Source organism: Amycolatopsis sp. NPDC051373, assembly GCF_040689465.1.
In the GTDB taxonomy this organism is placed as follows: Bacteria; Actinomycetota; Actinomycetes; order Mycobacteriales; family Pseudonocardiaceae; genus Amycolatopsis.
Genome location: NZ_JBFBAE010000007.1, coordinates 268,566 through 294,467, shown reverse-complemented (window position 1 = coordinate 294,467; position 25,902 = coordinate 268,566). Strand labels below are relative to the sequence as shown.

Genomic DNA, 25,902 nt, shown 5'->3' with positions numbered 1-25,902 from the left:
CACGACTTCCATGATCGCAGTTCCCGGAAGCGGGGAAAGGTGCAATCGGGTGGTGAATCCGAACCCCCGGGGGCGCTGTCGCGAGTGTCCTCAGTAGACGCTCACTCCGTGAACGAAACCGCCAAGCCGCCACCGCCCGTTTGCGGGGCGCCCGCCGGGCGGACCGACACCTGCGGCTGCTCCTGTTCAGGAACAGGCATCGTGGTCGGCCGAGGCTTGGAAGGCGACGAAGGCCGCGGCGTAACCGAAGAAGGCGGCGTCCCCGCAACAGTGAATGTCGCCGTCGCCACGCGGCCGTCTGTGCAGGGGAACGTGGCGGTGTACGTGCCGGGGCGGGTGGTGGCGGTGCCGGTGCCCCCGTGGTGGCCCCAGTTACCGCCGAGGGGCCAGGGGATTGGGGCGGCAAAGCCGGGTGAGGTGACGGGGCCGGCCGGGTTGCAGCCGTTGCCCTGGGCGGCATAGGTTTCCACGTGCATTTCCCCGCCCGGTGCCACTTCCGACGGCCACAGGGACCAGCCGACGTCACCTGGTGCCACAAGCGATGCGCTCAGCAGGGCCGCGCCCGTGAGAAATTCCGTGAACATGTCGTCCTCCCCGAGACTGTGTACCGAACACGTTCGGGGAGGACGGGTGGTTGCCGCTAGCGGTCGTAGAAGTTCGACGGTGGTTCGTTCCACTGCTGCGTCGGCGCGTCGGGCCGCGTGGAGCGCTTGCGGCGGTGCAGGGTGCGTGCGTTGGCCGCCATGCTGTTCACCACGATGGCGATCACCAAGCCGATCACGAGGTTGATCGCGGCCGTCGCGTATTTGGCGCTGGGTTCGACCGTCAACGTCAACGGCAGGACCACCGCGATCAGCGTCACGAGCACCATGATCCAGCCGAAGAACTGGCTGGGCGCGGGCGTCGCGACGCTCAGCAGGTGCATGAGGCCCGTGGCGAGCAGGGCGGCAAGAGCGGCGGCGAGCGCATACGCGGCGGTGCTGGCGCTGCCCCACGCGCCCTCGCCTTTGGGGGCGAGCACGGGGACGTCGAAGATGCCGCGGGCGATGAGCAGGCCGACGATGGCGACGAGTGCCGCCACCACCGCCGTGGCGACGCCGCCCGCCCACAGCCGCGCCGCGTCGATGCCGGGCCGGGCGTCCTGGTCGTACGGGTTCTGCGCCATCACGGATCCCTCCGTCAACGAAGCTGTTCCATTCGATTGTCGTCCTAAGCGGGCTCGTTCGCCTGCTCGAGTTTCGCGACGCGCCGCAGGCGGAAGGACAGGACGACGAGCATGATCCCGTACAGCAGCGCATAGATGCCCACGAGCAAGGCGATTCCGTACGCCCCCGCGATCGGGTGGATGAGCACCAGCACGCCCGCGATGACGGACACCGCGCCGGCCACGATGAGGAACGCCTCGCCCGTGATCTGCTTGCGCAGGCGGATCGCGGCGACGATCTCGGCGACGCCCGTGACCACCGCCCACGCCCCGACGAGCGTCGCCAGCACGAGGATGGTCGCGCCGGGCCACACCAGCGCGATCACCCCGGCGGCGAGCCCGAGCAGACCCAGCAACGCGTACGCGAACCGGTGCGCGCCGTCGCCGGGTCGGAACGCCTGCATGAACGCACCCACAGCGTCCACGAGAGCGTAGATACCGAAGACGAGCGCCAGCGCCAGCACGGTGACGCCCGGCCAGATCAGCGCGATCACGCCGAACACCACCGCCAGCACACCGCGCACGAGCACCAGCGGCCACGTCTGCCGCGGGTCCATCACGAGACCACCGACCCCAGCAGAGATGTGTGCGGACATGCTTGCCTCCCGAGCACGATGCTGACCTGGAAAAACGTTAGCAGCGCAGGAAGATCCAAGCACCGCTTCGTTGTTCACCCGATCGGTGACGAAGTGTCCGAAGAGGGCGTCAGAAGCTCACCGGCAGCCCGGCGAGCCGCCACGTGCCGGGGTCGGGCGCGCGCCGCACGTCGCCCAGGCGCAGCGCGGGAAAGCGCTCCAGCAACCCCCGCAACGCCACCTCCGCCTCCACGCGCGCGAGCGCCGCACCGAGGCAGAAGTGCGGGCCGTACGCGAACCCGACGTGCCCGCCCTCGGTGCGGCGCACGTCGAGGCGGTCGGGATCGGTGAACACGCGCGGGTCGCGGTTCGCCGACGCGATCGCGGCCGACACGGGCTCGCCCGCCCGGATCGCCACGCCGTGCAGGGAAAGGTCCTCGGTGGCCTGCCGGGGAATCGTTAGCAGCTGAGGTCCGCACCACCGCATCAGCTCCTCGATCGCCGTCGGCCACAGTCCGGGTTCCGCGCGCAGCACGGCGAGCTGGTCCGGATGGGTGAGCAGGGCCTCGACGGCGTTGGCGACGAAGTTCGCCGGCGTCTGCCCCGCGAGCACCAGCTGCCAGACGAGGGTCACGAGCTCGGGTTCGGTGAGGCCTTCGGTCCCGGCCAGCAGTTCGAGGAACTCGCTCGCCGGCGGCGTGGTCAGGCCGCGCGCGCCGTCGATGATGCCGGGCACCGCGGCGGCGAAGCTCTCGCCCGAGCCGGCGACCACGTTCTGGCCGTAGCTGTGCCAGCGCGGCCGATCCGCCTCGGGCACACCGACGAGCTCGCAGATCACCTCCATCGGCAACGGCTGTGCGAACCCGGTCAGCAGGTCGGCGCCCTCGGCGGGGAGGCCGTCGAGCAGCTCGCCGACGATCGGCTCGATCCGCGGCCGGAAGTCCGCCGCACGGCGCGCCGTGAACGCGGGGGAGACGAGGCCGCGCAGCCGCCGGTGCTCCGCGCCTTCCATCTCCTGCATCGTCCGCAGGTACGCCCGGCAGTGCTCGGGCACGTCGAGTGCCTGGTAGCTGCCCGGGCCGAGCGCGAAGCGCGGGTCGGTGAGCATCGCGCGCGCGTCGGCGAGGCGGGTGAGGACCCACAGCGGGCCAAAGCCGGGGCCGACGAGCTTGGCCACGGGGCCGTGCTCGCGCGCGGCGCCGTAGACGGCGAACGGGTCGCGGTGGACCGCGGGATCGGTCAGGTCGATCTCGGGGACGTCGCTCACGGGCGCTCCTCATTCTGGATGTCTGAATCAGATGGTCTCATCATATGTACCCGAGCGCTATCGTGACCAGCACGGGAGCACGAGGAGGATGATGGCCCGGCTGACCAGGGCGGAGGCACAGGAGCTCAACCGCGCGAAGGTGCTCGCCGCCGCGCGCGACGAGTTCACCGAGCGCGGCTTCCGCGAGACGAAGATCGACGTGATCGCCGAACGCGCCGAGCTCACCCGCGGCGCCGTCTACTCGAACTTCCCCGGCAAACGCGCGTTGTACTTCGCCGTGCTCGCGGAGGAGGCCGAGCGCGTCGCCGCCGAGCCCCCGGCTTCGGACCCCGGCCTCACGACCGCGGAGGCCCTGGGTGCCCTCGCCCGCGCCTGGGTCGCGCGCCTGCCGCTCGCCACCGACCCCGGCCCACGTCTCGGCGTGGACCTCGGGCCGGAGATTCTCGCCGACGAGCTCACCCACCGCCCGTACGCCCAGCTCTTGCGCTTCGAAGCCGTCGTCCTCGGCCTGGCCCTCGAACGGCTCGCACCGGCCGCCGGCCGTCTCGTCCGCGTCGCCGAACTCGCACTGACCACGTTGCACGGCGCCACCGGCCTGGCCGCGGCCGCGCCGGGCTTCGGCGAACCGTTCAACGTAGTGCGCGCGTGCGAAGCCCTGCCCTCCCTTGGGCTGGACGACATGTGGCCCGCGGTCCCACCGATCGTGGCGCACGCGCAGCCGGTGGACGAACCTTGGGTTCCGCCCGCGGCGTTCGACTCACTGCGGTCGCGGCCGGCCGAGCTGTCCGGTGACGGTGTCGTCGCGATCCTCGGCCTGCACCGGCTTTCCGCCGCGGAGGAGGCCGTCCGCGCCGCACCTGCGGACGCTGCCGTGACAGTCGCCGTGGTGACGGGTTCGGCGCCGGAGCTGGCGCCGTTGACGCACCTCGCGTTGGCGGAGCTGCGTGGTCACCTGCGCCGGGCTTTCCCGGCTTCGGCGTGGCCGCGCCTGCAGGTGCTGCGCGACGACGCCGGCGCGGTCGCGTCGGCGGCCGGGGTTTCGGCGGTGAGCGATGCGACCGAAACGGCGGTGCGGATCACTTCGAGCCGGATCGTGCGCCGCGCCGAGGGGTTCGGCGCCTGCCACGCCGCCGCGACGGGCTGAAAGAAAACCGGGCCGCCAGTCCGAAAAGGACTGACGGCCCGGTTGTCCGGAAACGACACTCAGCCGATCTTGTAGCTGTACGGCAGCGTCGCGATCACTTCACCGGTGCCGACCTGCGGCAGACCCGTCACGCCGGTCGGGAGGGTCGGCACGGTCACCAGGTTGAGGTGGCCGGTCACCGACGCGCCGCGCTTGCCCGAAGGCGTGATCGTCACGTTGACGGTCACCGTCTGGCCCGGCTGGACGAGCAGCGGCGTGCCGCCCGTGCCGTTGGGGTCGACGGACTGGTCGTACGGGTCGCCGGTGGACGAGGTCACCGCGGCGTCGAAGCCCGCCGTCTTGATCGACGCCGTGTAGGAGGCGTGGCCGGCCGGGGCGCCCGACGGGCCGAACGGGCCCATCTCCTGGACGCTGGCGAACCAGATGCCCTTCGTGACGTAGCCCTGCTTCTCGCCGATCGTCGCGACGGACACGGTGCTGCCGGCCTGCGCGGCCTTCAGGTCACCGAGCACGTCGATGCCCGCGGCCGAGCCCTGCAGCTCCACCTGAGCCGGCACCGAAGACGACGTCGCGACGGTGAACTTGCTCGTGTCCGGCGGGATCGAGTAGATCGGCGCGTTGGCGCCGACCTCGGGCAGGTCGACGTCGGTCGAGCCCTGGATGGGCTGCGGCTGCAGGGTCTGCTGCGCGTTGGTCCGCGCGTCCACGCCGATCGCGATCGGCTCGACACCCGTGTTGCGCACCGTCACCGGCACCGTGACAGCCTGGCCGGCGGCCAGCTTCTTCGAGGCCGAGTTCGGCAGCGCCGGAGCGCTCACCACGACCTGGTCGAAGCCCACCGTGCCGGTGAACGGCTGCTCGATCTGCTTGCCCGTCACCGGGTTCTGCACCACGACCACGAAGTGCCAGCGGCCCGGCAGCGGGTTCGCGTCCGTGAGCTGCAGCGTGGTGCCCTGCGACAGTTGGGTCGCGGAGCTGAGGAACACGTTGCTGTTCACGTCCGCGAGCTCACCGTTCGGGTCCACGAGCACCCCGTCGATGACGGTGCCCGGGTCCTGCAGCTTCACCGCGACGTCGAGGTCCTTCTTGCCCTTGGGCACGTCGAACTCGTAGCTGAACGTCTGCGCCGGCGAGACCGCCCGCGCGTTGCCGCCCGTGATCGTGCCGCCGAAGGAACCCTTGCCGTTCTTGGTCGGAACCAGCGCGCGCAGCACGGCGGACACGGTGGTCTGGTGGCCGTCGGAGCTGCCGAACGTGATCGAGTAGTCCGCGTCACCGCCCGTCGCCGGGGTCTGCAGCGAGACCTTGACCGGCTTGGTCTGGCCCGGCTTCAGCGTCAGCACGGCCGGGGAGACCTGGCCGTACGGGATCGCCCGCTGAGTGGAGGTGGCGAGCTGGATGTTGCCGGTGTAGCCGGTCGGGCCACCGGCGGAGTACAGCACCGCGGTCCACGTGCCCGCGACCGGGCGCGTGACGTCCACGTTGGCGTAGTTCGCCGTGGCCGCGCCACCCTGCGGGCGGCTGTTGGCCACGAACGTGCCGTCGGGCGCCAGCAGCGACACGCGCACGACCGGGGTCACCGACTGGCCGTTCACGGTCTTCGGGCTGCCCTGCCACGCCATCCGCGCGAGCAGGCGCTGCGCACCGGCCGGCACGGAGAAGGTGACCTTCTTGTACGCCCAGTCCGTGCCGTTGTAGTACGGGAACGTCGGCAGCTTCGTCGAGTCGAACGCGGTGGTCTGCGTCTGCGCCGAAAGCGGAGCGAACGAGCGCGTGCCCGCCGTGACCGTCAGCGGCTTGGCGCCGACGTTGGTCACGTTGACCGTGGCCTTCTGCGTGCTGCCCGGCGCGCCCTCCAGCGTGAGTTGGTCGGCCGACAGGGCGATGTTCGACGAGACACCCGCCGGGGCACCGGAAGTGCCGGGCGCGGTCAGTGCCGCCTCCACAGCCGCGCGCGCGTCGAGCAGACCGGAGCCCTGCTCGTCGGCGGGCAGGCCGAGGTCACGCGTGGTGCCGGTGATGAACTGCTTCACCTGCGCGGGCGTCGGCGACGCACCGTGGTGCGTGCCGCGGTAGGCCTGGATCACCAACGCGGCGACACCCGCGGTCAGCGGGGCCGATTCACTGGTGCCACCGAAGGACTCGAGGTCCGTCGGCTGCGGCACGGTCTTGAAGTCGCGGCATTCGGCATACGCGGGCGCGCAGTCGGCCCAGTTGCCCTCACCCGGGGCGACCAGGTCGATGGTGCGCCCGTTCTGTGTGATGCCCGACGAGGACAGCGCGGAGATGTTGTCGCTCGTCCACTTCCCGTTGGAGAACGGGAAGGCCGCGTAGGTGGTCTGCGCGTAGAGCCGGTTGTCCGAGGTCGCGCCGGCGGAGATCACCAGCGGGTCGGTGGCCGGGCTGCCGATGGTCGACGTGATGCCCGCGTCGCCGCTGGAGGCGGTGACGGTGACGCCCGCGGCCACGGCCTCGTCGTTGAACACCTGGAACAGGTTGCGCGAGCTCGCGTCCGGGTACTGGTTCAGACCCAGCGACTCGTTGATCACGTCGACGTGGTCCACGGTCACCGCGTAGTCGATCGCCTGCAGCACCGCGGAGTTCGTGGCGGTGGAGCCGAACACGTTGAGCCCCACCAGGCTCGCGCCCGGCGAAACACCCTTCACCACGATGTTGCAGCCCGCGGGCAGCGGGTGCTTCTCGTTCACGAACTTCGACAGGTCGTGCACCACCACGCCCTGCGCGGCGATGGACGACGCGTCGCCGAAGGCCTCGGCGCCGGATTCGGTCGTGGCGGGACCGTCGCCGGAGAAGTCCTGGTAGTCGGAGAAGACGTGGGAACCGTCGGGACGGATGAAGTCCGCGTAGTTCGGGTCCATGTTGTCCGCGAGGAACGCGACCTTCACGCCTGAGCCGTCGGCGAGGTCCGCAGCGGCCTTGGACCCGTCGGTGCTGTACGCGTGGATCGAGGTCAGCGCCTCGGGCTCCAGCAACGGCTTCGCCGGGTCGGTCGGGCAGATCGCGTTCGGGTCCTGGTTCTGCGCCGTGCCGCCGCCGGCCTTGGGCGCGCCGGCGTCCGCGTTCTTGCCCGCGGGGTTCGCGTCGGGCAGCGTGACTTTGCTGTCCGGCAGCACCTGCGCCACGGCCGGGTCGGCCGCCAGCTGCGCCGCCTGGTCCGGCGTCACCGTGGCGGAGAACGCGTTGCCCAGCGCGAAGTGCTTGACCTTGGCCGGCGCCGTGCCGGCCAGCTTGGCCAGCACCGACTCCTGCTGCTGGGTCGCCTTGGCCCGCCGGGTGCCCGAAGCCGCCTTGGTGGCGGGCGCGTCGGGCAGCTGGTCCTTGAGGACCACGATCACCGATTGCGGTGCGCTGCTCGCCTGAGCGGTGGGCGCGGCGACGGCGGCCTGACTGCCGAGCTGGGTGACCCCGGCCAGTGCCAGACCGCCTGTCGCGGCTATTACGAGCGCGCGAACGGATCGCGAGGAACGCCGCATGTGCAGCTCCCACTTCCTTCTCGAAGGGTTCGAAAGTTACCGGCCCCGACGAAATCGAGCACAGTCGTGCCGGCCCGATTTCCCATGCCGGAGAACTATTTCGCGCGCCTCGACGATCCACAAGCGACAATAGTGGTGAAGAAATCGACGCAAATGGGACACCATTTCCGGAATGCCCGGAATCGGTGTCCCATTTGTCGGTGAAGCGAATTCCCGTTCAGGTCACGGGAAGGTGACTACGGGAGTTTCGGGCAACGGTGAGTGTCCCCGCGAACGCCACCACGGCGAGGCAGCCGAGCAACATCGGGTAGCTCGCGAACCCGCTGAGCGCCGCGAGCAGCGACGGCAGGAGGAAGCCGATGTAGGCCAGCGCGTAGTAGACCCCGGTCAGCTGGGCGATTTCCTCAGGTCGCGCGAGCCGTTGCAGCTCCAGCAGTCCGGACACCACGACGATGCCGTACGCGGTCCCGAGCACCACGGCCGTGATCAGCGCGAGCCACGGCGAACGCAGATCCGCGGCGACGGCGGCGAGGACCAGACCAGTGCACATCACGGCCATTCCGGTGAGCACCGCGCGGGCGCTGGTGGTCCGGTCCACGCGTTTGGCGATCGGCTGGATCCCGACGCCCGCGCCGATCGCGCACACCGTCAGCAGCGTTGAGTAGGCGAGTGACCACGAACCGAGTTTGTCCTGCACCAGTTGCGGCATGATCGCGTACGCGACGCCGCACGAGCCGAAGATCCACGGCGCCATCGGCAGGATGATCCGGCGGAACCGCGGGTGCCGGGTCGTCACGGGCAGCCGGCTCAGCGCCGGCTTGCGGCTTTCGAGGCCGAGCGTTTCCGGGCTTCGCGGGATGAGCGGCAGGGCGAGCAGTGCCAGTCCGATGTGGACCGCGAAGGGCAGCACCATCGGCCACGGCTCCCACTGCGCGAGCACCCCGGCCGCGCCGGGCCCGATGCCGAGCCCGAGCGTGAGGCACAGGGCCGCTCGCCGGGTGCCGAGGTCGGCCGCCCCGCGCGGGTCGGCGTCGGCGAGTTCCTTGATCCACGTGGAGCCCACGGCCATCGCGGCCGCCACGGCCCCGCCGGTCAGGAACCGGCCCGCGGCGATCCAGCCGGCGCCTTCCGGGCCGAGCGCGATGAGCACGCTCGCGAGCAGCGACAGCACGGTGCCGGCGAGCATCACGGGCCGGCGACCGTAGCGATTGGACAGTCCACCCGAGAGCAGCAAGCCGGGCACCAGCCCGACCACGTACGCGCCCAGCAGCGCGTCGACGGTGAAGGTGGAGTAGCCGGCTTCCTTGTACATCACCAGGAGCGGTGTGAACTGGTTGCCGCCCCAGCCGACCACGAACACCGCCGCGGCGGCGCCGAACCAGGCCGGGCGCGCGGTGGCGGCCTGGGGGAGCGGGGTGCTTTCGGCGGTGGCGGTCATCGGCGGTGCACCAGGTCCAGGTGTGCGCGCAGCGCGGGGCCGAACGCGTCGCCGTCGGCGCGCTCGATGATGCCGAGCAGGTCCTCGTGTTCACGCAGCACCACCGGCAGCACATCCGGGATCGGGCGCAGGGCGTGCACGTTCATCCGGCGCTGCCGGTCGGCGAGCGTGGCGTAGAAGTCGAGCAGCAACGCGTTGCCGCCGGCCGCGACGATGGTGCGGTGGAACAGCTCGTCGGCTTCGGCGAACCCGTGCAGGTCACCGGAGTCCGCATGACCGCGCTGGGTGTCCAGCACCCCGCGCAGCTGCTCCAGCGCGTCCGGGATGAGGTCGGGCCGGCGCACGAGGCGGCGCACGGCCGCGCCCTCCACGGCCTCCCGCGCGTCGAGCACGTCCTCGGCCTCGCCCGGCGGCACGGGCACCACCACGGCACCGCGCTTCGGGATGAGGTTGAGGAACCCCTCGACCTGCAGGCGCAGGAACGCCTCGCGCACGGGCGTGCGGCTCACCCCGAGCCGCTCGGCGATCTCCCCTTCGCTGAACAGGTGCCCACCGGGGAGCTCGCCCGTGAGGACGAGCTCCTTCGTGAGCCGGTACGCGCGGTCGGCAGCGCCGGGCGCGGTGTACTTGGCAGGTGTCACGCCTGCGAAGCTAGCATGCGTCCAAGCTTGTATCTAAGGCCTTGTGACCTGCGGCTCACTCGATCCAGCGCAGCACGGGAGCCGACGTCAGCGCACCCGGCTGGAGCGTCGCCTCGGTCTCGACGGTGAACGTCGCCGACTCGCCGGGCAGCAGCGTCACGAGGGCGAAGTCCACGCTCGCGTCGGCGGCGAGGCGGTCGGGGAACAGGCAGACGTCGCGCATGAGCGTGTCGGCGATGACGGTGACCTCGTAGCCGCCGTCGAAGCCGGTGACGGACTGCGTGAACTCGGCCTGGGGGTAGGTGATGTCCTTGTCCTCGGCGAAGAACCAGAACGCGCGCTCGTCGCCGGCGTCGGCCACGAGGAACTCGCGCGTCGGGTCGCCGGCCGCGAACTCGGGGCCCAGCGCGGTGCCGGGTGCGACCGCGGCCGACGCCAGCTCCTCGCCGGTCACGGACATCCGCCGCACGTCGACCGTCTCCGGGGCGAAGCCGAGCGCGAAGACCGTGAGGCCTCCGGGGCGCGGCTGGATCGTGAGCAGTTCGTCGGCGTAGACCTCGCGCAGCGCGTACCACAGCGGCTTCGGCCGGCCCGCGCCGTCGACCGCGGCCCACGACGTGACGGGCCAGCAGTCGTTGAGCTGCCACACGATCGCGCCCATGCAGCGCGGCGCGTGCGAGCGGTAGTGCTCCACGGCCAGCCGGATCGCGCGGGCCTGGTTGACCTGGTTGAGGAAGTGCCAGTCGTCGAAACTCGTCGGCTCGGCGAAGTGCGGCTCGAGGCCGCGCGCGAGCTTTCCGTTGCCGTCGAAGGCTTTCTGGTGGTGCAGCACGCCGGGGGAGTCGGCAGCCAGTGGCTCGTCGTGCACGGCCTCGGTGAGCGTGCCGTACGTCGGCGGAGCCTGCCAGCCGAACTCGGACACGAACCGCGGCACGGTGTCGCGGTAGCCGAGGTAGTCGCGCTCGTTCCACATGTCCCACACGTGCTGGCAGCCGTAGTCGGGGTCCAGCGCGTCGCGCTCCGGCGAGAGCGCCCACGGGCTGCCCGGCACGTACGGCCGCGTCGGGTCCAGCTCGCCGACGACCGCCGGCAGCAGCTTCTCGTAGAACGTCGCGCCCCACGGCTGGCCGGCCAGGCGCTCCTGCCAGTCCCAGTGGAACCAGCCGAGGTAGTTTTCGTTGTTGCCGCACCACAGCGCCAGCGACGGGTGCGGCGCGAGGCGGGCCACGTTCTCACGCGCCTCGGCCTCGACCTCGTCGGCCAGCACGTCCTCGGGGTACGGCATGCAGGCGAACAGGAAGTCCTGCCACACGAGCACGCCTTCGCGGTCGCACTCGGCGTAGAACTCGTCGCTTTCGAAGATCCCGCCGCCCCACACGCGCAGCAGGTCGATGTTCACGTCCTTCGCCTGCTCGATGCGGCGGGCGTAGCGCTGCGCGTCGACGCGGTGGGGGAAGCAGTCGTCGGGGATCCAGTTGGCGCCGCGGACGAACAGCGGCGTGCCGTTGACCGACAGGGTGAACGCGCCGTCGGTGGTGTCGAGCGCGACCGTGCGGAAGCCGATCTCGCGGGTCCAGGTGTCGAGCACGGTTCCGTCGGCGGCCTCGAGCGTCACCTCCAGCGGGTACAGCGGCTGCTCGCCGAGTGTGCGCGGCCACCACAGTTCAGGCGACGGCACGCGCGCGGTGTCGCCGGCCGCCTCGACGCCGGCCACGCGGATGCGCACGGTGCCTTCGCCCTCGACCTCGGTGTGGACCGTGACCACACCGTCGGTGCCGTCGACCGTGATCACTGGCCGGACGGACGCGAGCCGGCCCGTGGTGACCTCAAGGCGCGCCGGGCGCCAGAGGCCGGCGGTGACGAGCGACGGGCCCCAGTCCCAGCCGAAGTTGCAGGCCATCTTGCGGATGAAGTTCGACGGCTCGCCGTCGTTGGTGCGCGGCAGCGGGTGGGCCTCGGCCCGCGCACGGGCGTAGCGCACGGCGGAGGCGAAGGTGACCGACAGCTCGTTGCCCTCGGGCCGCAGCTCACCGGCCGGGAAGCGGTAGGAGCGGTGCATGTTCTCGGTCTCGCCGAGCACGCGGCCGTTGAGCTCGATCTTGGCGACGGTGTCGAGGCCGTCGAACGCGAGCGCGGCCGCGCCAGGGGCGTCCGGACGGTCGAACCCGGTCTCGTAGCGCCAGTCCGTGAGCCCGATCCACTGCACGAGGTCCTCGTTGCGGTCGAGGTACGGGTCGGGGATCAGGCCGGCGGCGAGCAGGTCGGTGTGCACCGAGCCGGGCACGGTCGCCGGCAGCCCGGCCCGCAGCGTCTCCACGAGCTCGGCGGGCACCTCGCCCAGGTCGCCGGTCGCCCGCACCGTCCACCGCGTCAGGTCCATCCCCATGCCTCGCCGTCCTCTCTCCGGGCCTGTCCGCGCGATCATGCCTTGTCTCGTCGTTGTCCACCGCCACGAGGGACCGCGAACGCGCTGCTCCTTATGGTCTGAACCATTGCTCTCTTCGCCGCGCGGACGTTCCGGACACCGGGAAAACCCTGATCCTGTCTGGGCTTCTGTCCGTTCGGACGTGATCGTTCACGCCGGGAGCGCTGACAGAATCCGCGACGTCGGGTGAGCAGCCGACCGCGATTCGTCAGCGAAACGGACGCGCATGTCGTTCGCCAAAGCGGCACTGAAGATCCTCCTCACGTTCCTCCTGGCGGTGGTCGCGTTCACCGTGGTGCCCGCGCTCGCCCAGGCCGCGCCGGCCGCCGCTGTAGCCCCGGTGGCGCCGGTCGTCGGGCGCAAGGCGTGCCCGGAGCAGCCGAAACCCGGTGAGGTCACGTGCTTCGCGCTGTTCCGCGGCGACGCGCACGGGATGCAGCGCGCCGCGGCGCCGCAGGGCTACGGCCCGGCGGACCTCGCCGGCGCGTACGAGCTCCCGACGGCCACGGGCGGCGACGGGATGACGGTCGCGATCGTCGACGCCTACGACACCCCCGACGCGGAAGCCGAGATGGGCGTGTACCGCGCGCAGTTCGGCCTGCCCCCGTGCACGGTCGCGAACGGCTGCTTCACGCGCGTGGACCAGCGCGGCGGCCAGGACTTCCCGGCCGGGAACACGGGCTGGCAGCAGGAGACGATGCTCGACCTCGACATGGTCTCGGCCGTCTGCCCGCGCTGCCACATCCTGCTCGTCGAGGCCGGCGACTCGCTGGTGCCGAACATGGGCGCCGCGGTGAACCAGGCCGTCGCCATGGGCGCGAAGTTCGTGTCCAACAGCTACGGCGCCGACGAGGACCCGGCCGAGCTCGACCTGGACGAGGCCTACTACGACCACCCCGGCGTCGTGGTCACCGCGAGCTCGGGCGATTACGGCTACGGGCCGCAGTTCCCCGCAGCCTCGCCGCACGTGACGTCGGTCGGCGGCACCTCGCTCTACCGCGACGCGAACGCCCGCGGCTGGCGCGAGACGGTGTGGTCCGGCACCGGCAGCGGCTGTTCCGCGTACGAGCCGAAGCCCCCGGCGCAGACGGATTCCGGCTGTGCCAACCGGACCATCGCCGACGTCTCGGCGGTCGCGGACCTCGCCACCGGTGTCGCGGTCTTCGTGCACGGCGCGTGGGGTCTCGCGGGTGGCACGAGCGCGTCGTCGCCGATCGTCGCGGCGGCCTACGCGCTGGCCGGCACTCCCGCGGCGGGCACTTACCCGAACGCGCTGCCCTACCGCTCCGGCGCGACCTTCAACGACGTCACCGAAGGCGCCAACGGCACGTGCGCCCCGGCGTACCTCTGCACCGCCGGCGCCGGCTTCGACGGACCCACGGGCCTGGGTACGCCGCGCGGCATCTCGGCCTTCACGCCCGGCGCGACCGGCCTCGTCTCCGGCACGGTCCGCGACGCCGCCGGCGCGCCGCTGGCCGGTGCGCAGGTGAAGGCCGGTGACCTCGCCACGACGGTGGACGCCGAGGGCCACTACACGCTGGGCGTGCCCGTGGGCACCTACGCCGTGACCGCGGGCAAGTTCTCCTACCGCGACACCACTGTCGACGACGTGACCGTCGAGGCCGGCAAGACCGCGACCGCGAACTTCACGCTGGCGTCCGTGCCTTCCGTGCAGCTGAGCGGGACCGTGCGCGACGGCAGTGGCCACGGCTGGCCGGTGGCCGCGCATGTCCAGGTCGCCGGGCAGCCGACCACGGCCGTGCAGACGGATCCGCTCACCGGGCGGTACTCGATGACCGTGCCCGAGGACGCGACCTACTCCGTGCAGGTCGACCCGGACTACCCCGGATACCTGCCCGGCTCCGCGTCCGTGCCGGTCGGCGACACCGCCGCCACGCACGACGCCGTCGTGACCGTCGACCCCGTGACCTGCGGCGCGCCCGGCTACGCCAACCGCTTCACCGGCGACACGCAGGACTTCGAGGCGCCCTCGACGTGGCAGGTGGTGAACAACCTCGGTGACGGCGCGGCCACGTGGGCGTTCGACAACCCGGGCGGCCGCGACAACTACACCGGCGGCACCGGCGCGTTCGCCACCGTGGACAGCAACTCGATCGGCGGCGACCAGGACACGTCGCTGGTCAGCCCCGTCGTCGACCTGAGCGGCACGGCCAACCCGACCGTGCGGTTCGCGAGCGACTACCAGGGCACGCAGGGCCAGCAGGGCGCCGTGGACTTCACGACCGACGGCGGCGCCACCTGGACCACCGTTTGGCAGCACGGCAGCGACACCGTGTCCGGGCCGTCGACGCAGGTCGTGCCGCTGCCGGGTGCGGCGGGCAAGAAGACCGTGCAGGTGCGCTTCAACTACCGCGACCAGCTGTTCGGCTTCTGGTGGCAGGTCGACGACGTCCTCATCGGTGACCACGCGTGCGACGTCGTGCCCGGCGGGCTCGTCACCGGCTCGGTGCACGACCACGTGACCGGCGCCGCGCTCGGTGGGGCCTCGGTGGACAGCGTCGACCGGCCCGGCGAGGGCGCGACGACGCAGTCCGACGGCTCGTACTGGTTCTTCTCCAGCGTCACCGGCAGCCACCCGGTCACCGCGTCGGCCACGAACTTCGTGCCGGGCACGCAGAAGACCGTGGTGGCGCCCGACGCCGTGACCCCGGCCGACTTCCTGCTCGACGCCGGCCGGCTCGAGGTGACCAGCGCGGCCGTGAACAAAACGGTGGCGTGGCAAGGGAAGACAACTGCGAACGTCAAGGTGCGCAACACCGGCACGGCACCCGTGGACGTGCGGCTGAATCCGTCGTCCGGCGCGTTCACCCCGGCCGTGGCGCACTCGGCGCCGCTGCAGCGGATCAAGGGCGACTTCAGCACAGGACCGTTGCTGGGGCACGTGAAGCAGGCCGCCCCCGCCGAGACGCTGGCGGCCGGTGACGCGTGGCAGACCGTGGCCGACTATCCGACGAAGATCATGGACAACGGCGTCGCGACTGTGAACGGGAAGGTCTACTCCTTCACGGGCCTCAACGGCGCCGAGCTGACGACCAAGAACTTCGTCTACGACCCGGGCACGCTCGCGTGGACGCCGATCGCCGAGCTCGCGACTCCGCGGGAAACCCCCGCGGTGGTGGCGGTCGGCACGAAGATCTACGTGACCGGCGGCTGGGCCGACGGCAGCATCCCGGTGACGAACACCGACATCTACGACACCGTCACCGACACGTGGACCGCGGGTGCACCGATGCCCACGGCCACCTCCGCGATGGGCGTCGCCGTGGCCGGCGGGCGGATCTACGTGGTCGGCGGCTGCGACGGCGGCAACTGCGGTGTCACGCGGGTGCAGGTCTACGACCCGGCCGTGGACAAGTGGTCGGCCGGCCCGGCGCTGCCCGCGCCGATCGGCTGGACCAACTGCGGCACCATCGCCGGTTCGATCTACTGCGCCGGCGGCGTCAGCGGCCTGGACAACCTGAAGACCGCGTACAAGCTCGACGTCGAGAAGGGCGCGTGGTCGCGCGTCGCCGACCTGCCGGTGCAGATGTGGGGCTCGGCCTCGACCGTCGCGAATGGACAATTGCTGCTCTCGGGCGGCATCGCCGACGGTGAGCTCACCAACGCCGGCTACGCGTACGACCCGGCGTCCAACCAGTGGTCGGCGCTGCCGAACTCGAACGAGACGCTGTTCCGCGGCGGCAGCACCTGCGGCTTCTACCGCATCGGCGGCTCGGCGAACGCGAGCTTCAACCCGACCAGTCACGACCTGCTGCTGCCGGGCTACGGCGAATGCGGGGAGTACGTGTCGATCCCGTGGCTGTCGACCACGCCGTCGGTGACCACGATCGCGCCGGGCAAGACGGCGACGTTCACGGTGACGCTCGACGCGAGCGTCGCGGCGATCACGCAACCGGGCACGTACACGGCGCAGCTGGTCGTCGGGGCGCAGGTCCCGAAGGCGGTGGCCGCGATCCCCGTGTCGTTCACGGTGCAGCCGCCGGCCACGTGGAGCAAGCTGACCGGCACCGTCACCGGCGCGCGCTGCGGCGCGACGGCGGGTCCGCTGGCCGCGGTGACCGTGCAGGTCGACAGCTGGGCGGCGAGCTACACGCTCAAGACCGACGCCGCGGGCCACTACACGCTGTGGCTCGACCGCCGGAACAACCCGCTCACGCTCATCGCGGCCCGCGACGGCTGGCAGCCACAGACGCGCAGCGTCAAACTGGTCAAGGGGCAGGCGGTGACCGCGGACTTCGTCCTCAAGCCGGCCGGCTGCTGAGCTTCGGCGGCGGGGCCGGGGTGACGGCCGGTCCCGCCGCCGGGGTGTGGGGAACCGCACGTCCCGATGTTGTGCAATGTGACATACTACTGGCCATGGTGGCGACGGGAAGGTCCCCCGACGTGGTCGTCGTGGGCGCCGGAGTGGTCGGGGCGGCGTGCGCTTACTACTGCGCGGCCGCGGGCCTGCGCGTCGCGGTGCTCGACCGCGGCGGCGTCGCCGGCGGGACGACCAGCGGTGGCGAGGGCAACATCCTCGTGTCGGACAAGGAACTCGGGCCGGAGCTCGACCTGGCGCTGCTGTCGATCCGGCTGTGGGCCCGGCTGGGCGAGGAGTTCGGGCCCGCTTCCCTGGAGCTGGAACACAAGGGTGGCGTGGTCGTGGCGCAGTCCGCGGACGCCGCCCGGGGCTTGGCGGAGCTGGCGGCCGAGCAACGCGCGCGCGGCGTTTCGGTCGAAGATCTGACACCGGCCGAGGTCGCCGAGCTGGAGCCGAACCTGACGCCGGACGTCGCTTCCGGCGCGTATTACCCGCAGGACAAGCAGGTGCAGCCGATGCTCGCGGCCGCTGCGCTGCTGCGGCAGGCGGGCCGGCTCGGGGCCGAGTTGCACACGGGCGTCGAGGTGCGGTCGTTCCGGCGGCGGGCCGACGGTTCGGTCGGCGGGGTGCGCACGTCCGCGGGCGAGTTCTCCGCGCCGTGGGTGGTGAACGCCGCGGGCACGTGGGGCGGAGACGTCTCGAAGCTCGCGGGCGCCCCGATCCCGGTGCTGCCGCGGCGCGGTTTCGTGCTGGTCACCGAACCGCTGCCGCGCGTGATCCGGCACAAGGTCTACACGGCCGACTACGTCGCCAACGTCTCGAGTGGCGACGCCGGACTGGAAACGTCGGTGGTCGTCGAGGGCACGCAGGCCGGCACGGTGCTCATCGGCGCGAGCCGTGAACGCGTCGGCTTCGACCGGCGGTTCTCGCTGCCCGTGGTGCGCAGGCTGGCGGCCCAGGCGATCGGTGTTTTCCCGTTCCTCGCCGACGTTTCCCTGCTGCGTAGCTACCTCGGCTTCCGGCCCTACTGCCCGGACCACCTCCCGGTGATCGGCGAGGACCCGCGCTTGCCTGGATTGGTGCACGCGTGCGGTCACGAAGGGGCGGGCATCGGTTTGGCCGCGGCGACGGGACACCTGATCGCGCAGGTGGCCACGGGTGCGAAGCCGGAGCTGGACTTGACGCCGTTCCGGGCCGACCGGTTCGAGGAGGTCGCGTGAGCGAGCGCGTGAAGTTTTCCTTCCGGGGCCAGGAGATCGTCGCGGAAGCCGGGCAGAGCGTGGGCGCCGCGTTGATCGCCGCCGGCCACCGGTCCTGGCGGACGACGCGCCGCGAAGGCGCGCCCCGCGGGGTGTTCTGCGGGATCGGCGTGTGTTTCGACTGTCTGGTCGTGGTGAACGGCAAGCCGGGGCGGCGCGCGTGCCTGACCGAGGTGCTGCCGGGCGACGTCGTCGAACCGCAGGAAGGAGCGGGCCGTGGTGAGCTTTCCCGCTGAAGCGGCGGAAATCGCGGTCCTCGGGGCCGGCCCGGCCGGGCTCGCCGCCGCGGTGACGGCCGCGTCGGCCGGCGCGCGAGTGACGCTGGTCGACGCCGGCGCGCGCGTGGGCGGGCAGTTCTGGCGCCACCGCGAAGGCGACGACGGCGTGGGCCACCACGACTGGCCGACGCTCGTGCGGCTGCGCGCGGGACTGTCCCGAGTGGACGTTCGAGCGCGGCACGCGATCTGGCACGTCGAGCGCACGGACGGCGGCTTCACCGTGCACACCGACCGCGGCGAGATTTCCTGCCGCACGGTGATCGTGGCGACGGGCGCGTACGACCGGCAGGTGCCGTTTCCCGGCTGGACGCTGCCGGGCGTCTACACCGCCGGTGGCGTGCAGGCGCTGCTCAAGGGCCACGGCGTGCGCGCGGGGAGCCGGGTCGTGGTGGCGGGGACGGGTCCGTTCCTGCTGCCCGTCGCCGCCGGGCTGGTCGAGGCCGGCGCCGAGGTGGCGGGGGTGTTCGAGGCCGGTTCGCCCGCCGGGTTCGCGCGCTCGCCGCTGGCCGTGCTGGCCAACGCCGGCAAGCTCGCCGAAGGCGCCGGGTACCTGAAAACGTTGCTGCGCCAACGAGTTCCGTACCGCACGCGCACCGCGGTCGTCGCCGCGCGGGGCACGGACGGGGTCGAGAGCGTCACGGTCGCGTCGCTCGATCGGCAGTGGCGGATCGTGGCGGGCAGTGAGCGGACGGTCGGGTGCGACACCGTCGCCGTCGGCTACGGCTTCACGCCCCAGCTGGAGCTCCCGCTGCAGCTGGGCTGCGAAACCCGCCTCGGCGCGGACGGCAGTCTCGTTGCCGTCGCCGACGACCAGCAGCGCGCCACCACGCCCGGTGTCTACCTCGCCGGCGAGGTCTGCGGCGTCGGCGGCTCCGCGCTTGCGCTGGTGGAGGGCGAGCTGGCCGGCCTGCACGCGGCACTCACCACGGTCGGGGCCGAGCCGAACCGGGACACCGTCGCGCGCTTGCTGCGGCAGCGCAAGTCGTTGCGCGCCTTCGCGAACGCGATGCACGCGGCCCACCCCGTGCGGCCCGGGTGGCAGACGTGGCTCGACTCCGAGACGCAGGTCTGCCGGTGCGAAGAGGTGTCCGCCGGCACTGTTCGAAGTGCGGTCAAGGACTTGGGCGCCACGGACGCGCGGACGGTGAAGCTGCTCGCCCGGCCGGGAATGGGCCTGTGCCAGGGCCGCGTCTGCGGCTACGCCACGGCCTGCCTCGTCGCTGCCGAATGCGGCCGTGAACCGACGGCCGCCGACCTCGCCGGGATCGCGGCGCGGCCGATCGCGCAGCCCGTGACGCTCGGGGACCTCGCGCGTGGCTGACCTCGAACTGTCCGAAGAGGACAACGCGATGCTCGCCGGTGAGCACGGCGAGGCGGTGAAACTGTGCCTGCGCATGGTCATCGCGCTCGCGCAGGTCCGGGGCGCCGCGCGGCTGCTGGCGGTCGAGTCCGCCCACGTCGACGGCTGCCTCTACCACGGCCAGGCCGGCCTGGACTTCGTCGAACGGCTCGGAGAGCTCGGCGGCCGCGTCGCCGTGCCGACCACGCTCAACGTCGGCTCCCTCGACCTGCGCCACCCCGACCTCGTGCACGCCGATGCCGAAACGACCGCCAACGCGCGCCGCCTGATGGCGGGTTACACCGCGCTGGGCTGCGAGCCGACGTGGACCTGCGCCCCGTACCAGCTCACGCACCGCCCGGCGTTCGGCACGCACGTGGCGTGGGCGGAGTCCAACGCGATCGTGTTCGCCAACTCCGTGCTCGGCGCCCGCACCGACCGCTACGGCGATTTCCTCGACATCGGCGCCGCCATCACCGGCCGTGTGCCCGACGCGGGCCTGCATCGCGACGCCGACCGTCGCGCGACGATCCGGCTCGACTGCGCGGGCCTTTCCCGGCGGCTGCTCGACGAGGACGCGGCGTGGGGCGTGCTCGGCCACCTCGCGGGTCGCCTCGCGGGCAGTGGGGTGCCGGTGCTGACCGGCGTGCCCGCGACCGTGACGGAGGACCAGCTGAAGGCGTTCGGCGCCGCCGCCGCGTCGAGTGGGGGAGTGGGGCTGTTCCACGTCGTGGGTGTGACGCCGGAGGCGCCGGAGCTCGCGTCCGTCGCGTCGCCGGACCTCGTGACGCACGGGGTGGACGCGGACCAGGTGCGTGCCATCCGCGACGAGCTGACCACGGCCCACGGCACGGACCTCGACGCGTTGTGCCTGGGCACGCCGCACTTCTCGCTCACGGAGTTCGAGCGCCTGGCCGCTCTGCTCGCCGACGGCGGGCCGTTCCACCACGACGTGCGCGCCTACGTGACCACGAGCCGCGCCGTGCTCGCGGAGGCCGATCGGCTCGGTTACGCGGAAACCGTGCGCTCCGCCGGGGCGCGGATCGTCGTCGACACCTGCACCTACATCACGCCGATCCTCGACGCCGGCCTGCGCACGGCGATGACGAACTCCGGCAAATGGGCCTGGTACGCGCCCGGCAACATCGGCGTGGACGTGGCCCTCGGCTCGCTCGCCGAATGCGTCGCGTCGGCGCGGGCCGGCCGGATCGTGCGGGACGAGGCGCTGTGGGCGAGCTGACCGGACGCACCGTGTTCCCTGGCGAAGCCACCGGCAAGCCGCTCGTGCTCGACGCCCCGCTGTCGTTCTGGGGCGGCACCGACCTGGCCGGCCGGATCGTCGACGAACACCACCCCCAGCGCGGCGCCACCCTCACCGGCCGCGTCCTCGTGCTGCCGCGGGCACGTGGCTCCAGCTCTTCGTCGTCGGTCCTGGCCGAGCAGATCCGCAGCGGCACCGCGCCCGCCGCCCTCGTCCTCACCGAACCCGACGCCATCCTCATGCTCGGCGCCTGGGTCGCCGCCGAGCTGTACGACCTGCGGTTGCCGATCGTGGTTCTCACCCGGCCCGACTACGCGCGGCTCGCGGCCTGCCGTGGTGCGGTGGAAGTCAGCGCTGGCCCGGAAACCGCGACGATCCGGCTCGGCTGACAGCTGGGCCGAACGCGTTCACCGAGGGTGGACGCGGCTTGCGCCCGGGCGATCGCAGCGCTGTTCCCGAGGGCGATCACCGTCCGCTCCGGTTCAGGCATCCGCGATGGACGCCGTGCGGAGGTGACGAAGCGCCGCTTCCGACGCCGAGCCCGGGTCCGCTGTGTAGAGCGTGAGGAACTGGTCCGCGTCGTCCAGCACGCCGAGCAGCTCGTAGGCCAGGGTGAACCGGCCCGCCACCGGATGGTTGAAGCTCTTCGCTCCGTAGGTGTGCTGGTGCACGTCGTGGTCGGCCCAGAGGCCGCGGAAGTCCTCGCTCGCGGCCGACAGGTCGCTGACCAGGCCCGCCAGCAGCGGGTCGGCGGGGTGGCGGCCCTGGTAGAGGTGCAGGTGCGCGACCGCCTCGGTCGCGCTGCCCGCCCAGTCCACCAGCACGCTGCGCGCCGCCGGGTCGGTGAAGAGGAACCGCACCATGTTGCGTGACGGTCCGGGCAGGGCTTCCCAGTCCGTGTACAGCGCGCGGGCCGGCCGGTTCGCGGCGAGCACGTCCATCCGGCGGCCGAGGACCATCGCCGGGAGCGGCTCGTGGGCATCGAGGATCCGGTGCACCGACGGCCGCACCCGCTGAGGCGGAACCGAGCGCCGCGCCGGGCGGGTGCTCCCGGGGCGCACCAGCGCGAACAGGTGCGCCCGCTCCGTGGCGTTCAGCCGCAGCGCGCGGGCCACCGCGTCGAGCACCGAATCGGACGGGTTGATCCGGCGGCCGCGCTCCAGCCGCACGTAGTAGTCCACGTTCACCCCGGCCAGCCTCGCGACCTCCTCGCGCCGCAGGCCGGGGACGCGGCGAACGCCGGCACCCGGACCCAGCCCGGCCTCGGCCGGGGTGACCCGGGCGCGGCGCGAGCGCAGGAACTCGCTCAGCTCGTCGTCCCGCTCCATGCGCCCGAGCCTAGAGCGAAGCGAGAACCAGCCGCCCGCTCACCTCCCGGGCGTCGATCCGCCGGTGCGCTTCGCGGGCCTCGGCGAACGGCAGCGTCGTCACCGGCAGGCTGATCTTCCCGTCGGTGAACAGCGGCAGCACCGTCCGCACCGCAGGCACGGCCGGTGAGGTGTCGGCGGCCAGGTAGCCGCCCACGTTGAACCCGACGACGCCGATGTTGCCGCCCCACACCGCGTTCGAGTCGAGCGCTGCGCCGTGCTCGCCGCCCGCGTTGCCGACCGCGAGCAGCCGGCCCATCGGAGCGAGCACGCCGATCGAGGCCCGCCGCAGGTCGCCGCCCACCGGATCGACGATCACGGTGAACCGCTCGTCTCCCAGCGCCTCGGTGAACTCACCGGAGAGGACCACCCGGTCGAACCCGAGCGCGAGCGCCGCGTCGACGTGCTCGGCCCGGCGCACGGTGCCGACCACCTCGTTCGCCCCGAGCAGCCGCGCCACCTCGGGGTAGACCGACGACAGTGCGCCGAGGGCGCCGTGCACCAGCACCTTGCCGCCGACCGGCGGGCGCACCGCCTCGGTGAGGGACAGGTACGCCGTGACCGTGTTCGCGAACCCTGCGACGGCCTGTTCGCGGCTCACACCCGTGCCCGCCAGCGGCACCACCAGGTCGGCGGGCGCGACGGTGACCTCCGCGTATCCGCCCATCCGCGGCAGGGTCAGCGTCGCCACCTCGTCGCCGACGGCGAACCGGTCGACGCCCGGGCCCACGGCGCGCACGGTGCCCGCCACCTCCAGCCCGGGCACCACCGGCGGTCGTGGCGCGTAGTCGTAGTCGGCCAGTTCGCCGCGGCGGATGATCGCATCGACCAGCCCGACGGCCGAGTGGGACACGGTGACACTGAGTTCACCCGGCCCTGGGACGGGCTCGGGGACCTCGGCCGGCTCGAGGACGCCGGGGTCGCCGTACGCGGTGATGAACATGGCCTTCATGGGTGCGTTCCTCCTGGTGTGGCTGCGATCCACGACCGAGGCTAACGACGCGCGAGGCCCGGTCCGGCGTCCAGAGGGGACCTGTCAGGCCCCCTCTGGCCCGGAATTCCACCGCGCGCTCGGCCGGACCTGCTCCCGGCCGGGAGCACGACGATGCGGGACTGCTTCTGGCCCGGCGCGGTGCCGGTGTTCCGGCCCGGTCCGGACCAGACCGGAGCACCGTCGGTCAGCGCCGGACGCGCACCACCCCGTCCTGCACGACGGCCGCGAGCCCGGCCGACGGATTCGCCAGCACGTCGAGGTCCTCCAACGGGTTCGCCCGCGCGAGCAGGACGTCACCCCTGGCGCCGGGCGCGAGCGTGCCGACCGTGCCGACCTGGCGCAGCAGTTCGGCCGCGACCGTGGTGGCCGAGCGCAGCACCGCGGCCGGCTTCTGCACCTTGGCGCGCAACGAGAACTCCTCCGACTGCCGTGCCTGCATCGCGCCCAGCAGGTCGCTGCCGTAGGCGATGCGGACACCGGCGGAGTCGGCGAGCTGCAACGCCTGGTAGCCGTTTTCCGTCACCCGCACGACCTTTTCGTACTGCTCCGCCGTGAAACCGAGCTCCCGGCTCTGTTCCAGCAAGGCCTGGTAGGTGATCAGCGTGGGCACGTAGAACGCGTCGTGCGCAAGGAACAGGTCGATCGACGTCGCGTCGAGGAGGTTCCCGTGTTCGATCGTGCGGACGCCGAGGCGCAGCCCGCGGTTCACGGCGTCGGCAGTGTAGGCGTGGCCCGCCGTGTAGAGGTTCGCCGCGGCCGCCTCCTCGACGATCGCGGTCACCTCCTCGTCGGAGAACTGCAGGGAGTCCACGCGGTCGGTCGGGCTCGCGCAGCCGCCGGACAGCATGATTTTCAGGTGGTACGCGCCGCGGCGGATCTCGTCGCGCGCGGCGCGGCGCACCTCGTCGACGCCGTCGCACACCCGGCCGAGCACCGGGATCGCGTAGTGCTGGTCGTGAACGTCGCGCCCGGCCGGGCGCAGGTCGCCGTGCCCGCCGGTCTGGGAAAGGGCCTTGCCGCCGAAGAAGATCCGCGGACCGGTGAACAGGCCTTCGGCCACGGCGGCGGCGATCCCGAAGTCCGCGCCCCCGACGTCGCGGACGCTCGTGAAGCCGCGCGCCAGCATGTCCTTCAGCAGGTGCGATGCCTGCGCGGCCACGTACGCGGGCGACTCGTCGGCCACCGTGCCGAGCGCCGCGCTCACGGCGTTGACGTGCACGTGGCAGTCGATGAGCCCCGGCACGGCGAACAGCCCCGTGCCGTCCAGCTCGCCGGCCCCGACCGGACCGCCGGGATCGGCTTCGACGGCCGTGATCCGGCCGCAGGTGATCCGGACGACCTGCTCGCCGGTCACCTGCTCGGACTCGGGATCGACGACACTGACATGCCGGACGCTGAGGTCGGCGGACATGCGGGCACCTCCAGAGGTTTCGCGGGGTTCAGCCACGTCCGATCGTCTCCTGCCCGATCGTTTCGAGCGAGCGGCCGGTGGTGCGCTGGCCGAACACGGCCACCACCCCCGCGCCGATCACGAGCAGGATCAGCAGCATGGTGAACACGCCGCCGAACCCGACGTTGCTGTAGGAGAAGCCGATCACGATCGGCGCGATGATGCCGCCGATCCGCCCGACCGCCGACGCGACGCCGAGGCCGGTGGTGCGGATCATCGTCGGGTAGATCTCGGACGTGTAGGAGTACTCGAGCGCCGCGTTGCCGTTCATGAAGAACGACAGCACGATGCCCCAGATCAGGATCTGGGTGCTGTTGCCCGCGAAGGCCAGCCCCAGTGCGCCGAGCGCACCGCCCGCCAGGTAGATCACGATCGTCCACTTGCGCTCGATGCGCTCGCTCACGAACGCGGCCGAGTAGTAGCCGGGGATCTGCGCGAGGTAGATGACGATGGAGAAGAGGAAGCTCTTCGAGATGTCGAAGCCCTGCTTCACCAGCAGCGACGGGATCCAGGTGAAGAAGCCGTAGTAGGTGAAGATGGCGACGAACCAGTAGACCCACGACGTGATCGTGGTCTTGCGCAGCCCGGTCGAGACCAGCGCGCGCAGGTTCGACAGGATCGTGCCCGAGGACACCTGCACTTCTTCGTCCTGTGTGGATGGTTGCGGCGCCGGCAGCGGGCCGACGCGGGCGCTCACCTGTCGCTCGATGTCGGCGACCACGAGCTCGGCCTCGGCGACGCGGCCGTGGACGTGCAGGAACCGTGGTGACTCCGGCAGCGAGCGGCGCCACCACAGCAGCATCACGATCGGCACCGCCGTGAGCACCTGGACCCAGCGCCAGCCGTGGGGTACGTCGCTGACCACGAAGTAGCCGAGCAGGCTCGCGAACACATAGCCGAACGCGAAGAACCCGGCCAGGGAACCGATGTAGCGCCCGCGCACGCGCGAGGGCACGAACTCCGAGAGGTAGGGCGCGATGATCGCGCTCTCCGCGCCGGTGCCCATGCCCGCCACGACGCGCGCGACGAACAGCACCGCGAAGTTCGGCGCGACGGCCGCGACGAGGCTCGCGGCCGCGTAGAGGATGAGCGCGCTGACCATGACCGCGCGCCGGCCGATCTTGTCGCCGAGCACCCCGGCGCCGAACGCGCCGAAGAGGAACCCGATCAACAGGCTGCTGCCCAGGATGCCGGTGGCTCCGCTGGACAGGCCCCATTCGGCGGTGACGGAGGGGAGGATGAAGGCGACGATCGCGCCGTCCATCGCGTCGAAGGTGTAGCCGAGGCCGCCCGCGAAGAGCAGCTTGTAGTGGAACCGGGAGATCGGCAGGCGTTCGAGCCGGGCCGCCAGCACGTGCGACGTGAGCTTCGGGGGCGCGCCGGTCGTCTCTGACATGGATCCTCCCACGATGGGGGACGAGGTCAGGACACTGTACAATGTCACA

The 25,902-nt window shown here is 71.9% G+C and carries 19 protein-coding genes; 7 read left to right on the top strand and 12 right to left on the bottom strand.

Features of this window, described 5'->3' with window-relative positions; translation table 11 throughout:
- Positions 1 to 101: 101 nt before the first annotated feature.
- The 4 genes from AB0383_RS15830 to AB0383_RS15815 form a co-directional block, all read right to left on the bottom strand.
- On the bottom strand, positions 102 to 584 hold the full coding sequence (locus tag AB0383_RS15830; RefSeq protein WP_366187621.1) for a hypothetical protein: 483 nt from the start codon (positions 582 to 584) through the stop codon (positions 102 to 104).
- 56 nt (positions 585 to 640) lie between these two features.
- Entirely contained in the window at positions 641 to 1,165 is a 525-nt protein-coding gene (locus AB0383_RS15825) for a DUF6069 family protein (protein WP_364174994.1), read from the bottom strand.
- A gap of 44 nt (positions 1,166 to 1,209) precedes the next feature.
- On the bottom strand, positions 1,210 to 1,800 hold the full coding sequence (locus AB0383_RS15820) for an HdeD family acid-resistance protein (RefSeq protein WP_364174996.1): 591 nt from the start codon (positions 1,798 to 1,800) through the stop codon (positions 1,210 to 1,212).
- Between the two features lie 109 nt (positions 1,801 to 1,909).
- Positions 1,910 to 3,046, bottom strand: coding sequence for a cytochrome P450 (locus tag AB0383_RS15815; protein WP_366187620.1), 1,137 nt, complete (start codon positions 3,044 to 3,046; stop codon positions 1,910 to 1,912).
- 91 nt (positions 3,047 to 3,137) lie between these two features.
- Between AB0383_RS15815 and AB0383_RS15810 the strand changes: the two genes are divergently transcribed.
- Positions 3,138 to 4,190, top strand: coding sequence for a helix-turn-helix domain-containing protein (locus AB0383_RS15810; protein WP_364175000.1), 1,053 nt, complete (start codon positions 3,138 to 3,140; stop codon positions 4,188 to 4,190).
- 59 nt (positions 4,191 to 4,249) lie between these two features.
- Here AB0383_RS15810 and AB0383_RS15805 read toward each other — a convergent pair whose 3' ends face one another.
- From AB0383_RS15805 to AB0383_RS15790, 4 genes are all read right to left on the bottom strand, one after another.
- Positions 4,250 to 7,684: a S8 family serine peptidase gene (locus tag AB0383_RS15805; protein ID WP_366187619.1), complete on the bottom strand. Its 3,435-nt coding sequence runs from the start codon at positions 7,682 to 7,684 to the stop codon at positions 4,250 to 4,252.
- A 217-nt stretch (positions 7,685 to 7,901) separates the two neighbouring features.
- Positions 7,902 to 9,122 carry an MFS transporter gene (locus AB0383_RS15800; RefSeq protein WP_366187618.1) on the bottom strand — a complete coding sequence of 407 codons (1,221 nt, stop codon included), beginning with the start codon at positions 9,120 to 9,122 and terminating at the stop codon, positions 7,902 to 7,904.
- A complete protein-coding gene (locus AB0383_RS15795; RefSeq protein WP_364175008.1) occupies positions 9,119 to 9,763 on the bottom strand; it encodes a GntR family transcriptional regulator in 645 nt (214 codons plus the stop codon). The genes AB0383_RS15800 and AB0383_RS15795 overlap by 4 nt, the downstream gene beginning before the upstream one ends.
- Positions 9,764 to 9,818: 55 nt before the next feature.
- Complete coding sequence (locus tag AB0383_RS15790; protein ID WP_366187617.1) at positions 9,819 to 12,149, bottom strand: glycoside hydrolase family 2 protein; 2,331 nt, start codon at positions 12,147 to 12,149, stop codon at positions 9,819 to 9,821.
- Between the two features lie 265 nt (positions 12,150 to 12,414).
- On the opposite strand from AB0383_RS15790, the gene AB0383_RS15785 reads away from it, so the two are divergent.
- From AB0383_RS15785 to AB0383_RS15760, 6 genes are all read left to right on the top strand, one after another.
- Positions 12,415 to 16,470 carry a carboxypeptidase regulatory-like domain-containing protein gene (locus tag AB0383_RS15785; RefSeq protein ID WP_366187616.1) on the top strand — a complete coding sequence of 1,352 codons (4,056 nt, stop codon included), beginning with the start codon at positions 12,415 to 12,417 and terminating at the stop codon, positions 16,468 to 16,470.
- Positions 16,471 to 16,565: 95 nt separating this feature from the next.
- A complete protein-coding gene (locus AB0383_RS15780) occupies positions 16,566 to 17,729 on the top strand; it encodes an FAD-dependent oxidoreductase (RefSeq protein WP_364175017.1) in 1,164 nt (387 codons plus the stop codon).
- Complete coding sequence (locus AB0383_RS15775; protein WP_364175020.1) at positions 17,726 to 18,004, top strand: (2Fe-2S)-binding protein; 279 nt, start codon at positions 17,726 to 17,728, stop codon at positions 18,002 to 18,004. The genes AB0383_RS15780 and AB0383_RS15775 overlap by 4 nt, the downstream gene beginning before the upstream one ends.
- Positions 17,988 to 19,367 (top strand): FAD/NAD(P)-binding oxidoreductase, encoded by a 1,380-nt coding sequence (locus AB0383_RS15770; protein ID WP_366187615.1) that lies wholly within the window; start codon positions 17,988 to 17,990, stop codon positions 19,365 to 19,367. The genes AB0383_RS15775 and AB0383_RS15770 overlap by 17 nt, the downstream gene beginning before the upstream one ends.
- Entirely contained in the window at positions 19,360 to 20,625 is a 1,266-nt protein-coding gene (locus AB0383_RS15765) for an aconitase X catalytic domain-containing protein (RefSeq protein WP_364175025.1), read from the top strand. Before AB0383_RS15770 ends, AB0383_RS15765 begins: the two co-directional genes overlap by 8 nt.
- Entirely contained in the window at positions 20,613 to 21,035 is a 423-nt protein-coding gene (locus AB0383_RS15760) for a DUF126 domain-containing protein (RefSeq protein WP_364175028.1), read from the top strand. The genes AB0383_RS15765 and AB0383_RS15760 overlap by 13 nt, the downstream gene beginning before the upstream one ends.
- 93 nt (positions 21,036 to 21,128) lie before the next feature.
- Here the strand turns inward: AB0383_RS15760 and AB0383_RS15755 are convergent, their stop codons facing one another.
- The 4 genes from AB0383_RS15755 to AB0383_RS15740 all read right to left on the bottom strand — a co-directional run bounded on the left by AB0383_RS15755 (position 21,129) and on the right by AB0383_RS15740 (position 25,853).
- Positions 21,129 to 21,974, bottom strand: a complete 846-nt coding sequence (locus tag AB0383_RS15755; protein WP_364175032.1) for a helix-turn-helix transcriptional regulator — start codon at positions 21,972 to 21,974, stop codon at positions 21,129 to 21,131.
- 10 nt (positions 21,975 to 21,984) lie between these two features.
- Positions 21,985 to 22,965, bottom strand: a complete 981-nt coding sequence (locus AB0383_RS15750; RefSeq protein WP_366187614.1) for a zinc-binding dehydrogenase — start codon at positions 22,963 to 22,965, stop codon at positions 21,985 to 21,987.
- 226 nt (positions 22,966 to 23,191) lie between these two features.
- A complete protein-coding gene (locus AB0383_RS15745; RefSeq protein WP_366187613.1) occupies positions 23,192 to 24,418 on the bottom strand; it encodes an amidohydrolase family protein in 1,227 nt (408 codons plus the stop codon).
- 28 nt (positions 24,419 to 24,446) lie between these two features.
- Positions 24,447 to 25,853 carry an MFS transporter gene (locus AB0383_RS15740; protein WP_364175040.1) on the bottom strand — a complete coding sequence of 469 codons (1,407 nt, stop codon included), beginning with the start codon at positions 25,851 to 25,853 and terminating at the stop codon, positions 24,447 to 24,449.
- Between the last annotated feature and the right edge of the window lie 49 nt (positions 25,854 to 25,902).

What these genes read in the sequence shown, in the direction of transcription:
- AB0383_RS15830 (WP_366187621.1), bottom strand. Translation starts at nt 584, where the DNA reads ATGTTCACGGAATTTCTCACGGGCGCGGCCCTGCTGAGCGCATCGCTT.
- AB0383_RS15825 (WP_364174994.1), bottom strand. Translation starts at nt 1,165, where the DNA reads ATGGCGCAGAACCCGTACGACCAGGACGCCCGGCCCGGCATCGACGCG.
- AB0383_RS15820 (WP_364174996.1), bottom strand. Translation starts at nt 1,800, where the DNA reads ATGTCCGCACACATCTCTGCTGGGGTCGGTGGTCTCGTGATGGACCCG.
- AB0383_RS15810 (WP_364175000.1), top strand. Translation starts at nt 3,138, where the DNA reads ATGGCCCGGCTGACCAGGGCGGAGGCACAGGAGCTCAACCGCGCGAAG.
- AB0383_RS15805 (WP_366187619.1), bottom strand. Translation starts at nt 7,684, where the DNA reads ATGCGGCGTTCCTCGCGATCCGTTCGCGCGCTCGTAATAGCCGCGACA.
- AB0383_RS15800 (WP_366187618.1), bottom strand. Translation starts at nt 9,122, where the DNA reads ATGACCGCCACCGCCGAAAGCACCCCGCTCCCCCAGGCCGCCACCGCG.
- AB0383_RS15790 (WP_366187617.1), bottom strand. Translation starts at nt 12,149, where the DNA reads ATGGGGATGGACCTGACGCGGTGGACGGTGCGGGCGACCGGCGACCTG.
- AB0383_RS15785 (WP_366187616.1), top strand. Translation starts at nt 12,415, where the DNA reads ATGTCGTTCGCCAAAGCGGCACTGAAGATCCTCCTCACGTTCCTCCTG.
- AB0383_RS15780 (WP_364175017.1), top strand. Translation starts at nt 16,566, where the DNA reads ATGGTGGCGACGGGAAGGTCCCCCGACGTGGTCGTCGTGGGCGCCGGA.
- AB0383_RS15755 (WP_364175032.1), bottom strand. Translation starts at nt 21,974, where the DNA reads ATGGAGCGGGACGACGAGCTGAGCGAGTTCCTGCGCTCGCGCCGCGCC.
- AB0383_RS15750 (WP_366187614.1), bottom strand. Translation starts at nt 22,965, where the DNA reads ATGAAGGCCATGTTCATCACCGCGTACGGCGACCCCGGCGTCCTCGAG.
- AB0383_RS15745 (WP_366187613.1), bottom strand. Translation starts at nt 24,418, where the DNA reads ATGTCCGCCGACCTCAGCGTCCGGCATGTCAGTGTCGTCGATCCCGAG.
- AB0383_RS15740 (WP_364175040.1), bottom strand. Translation starts at nt 25,853, where the DNA reads ATGTCAGAGACGACCGGCGCGCCCCCGAAGCTCACGTCGCACGTGCTG.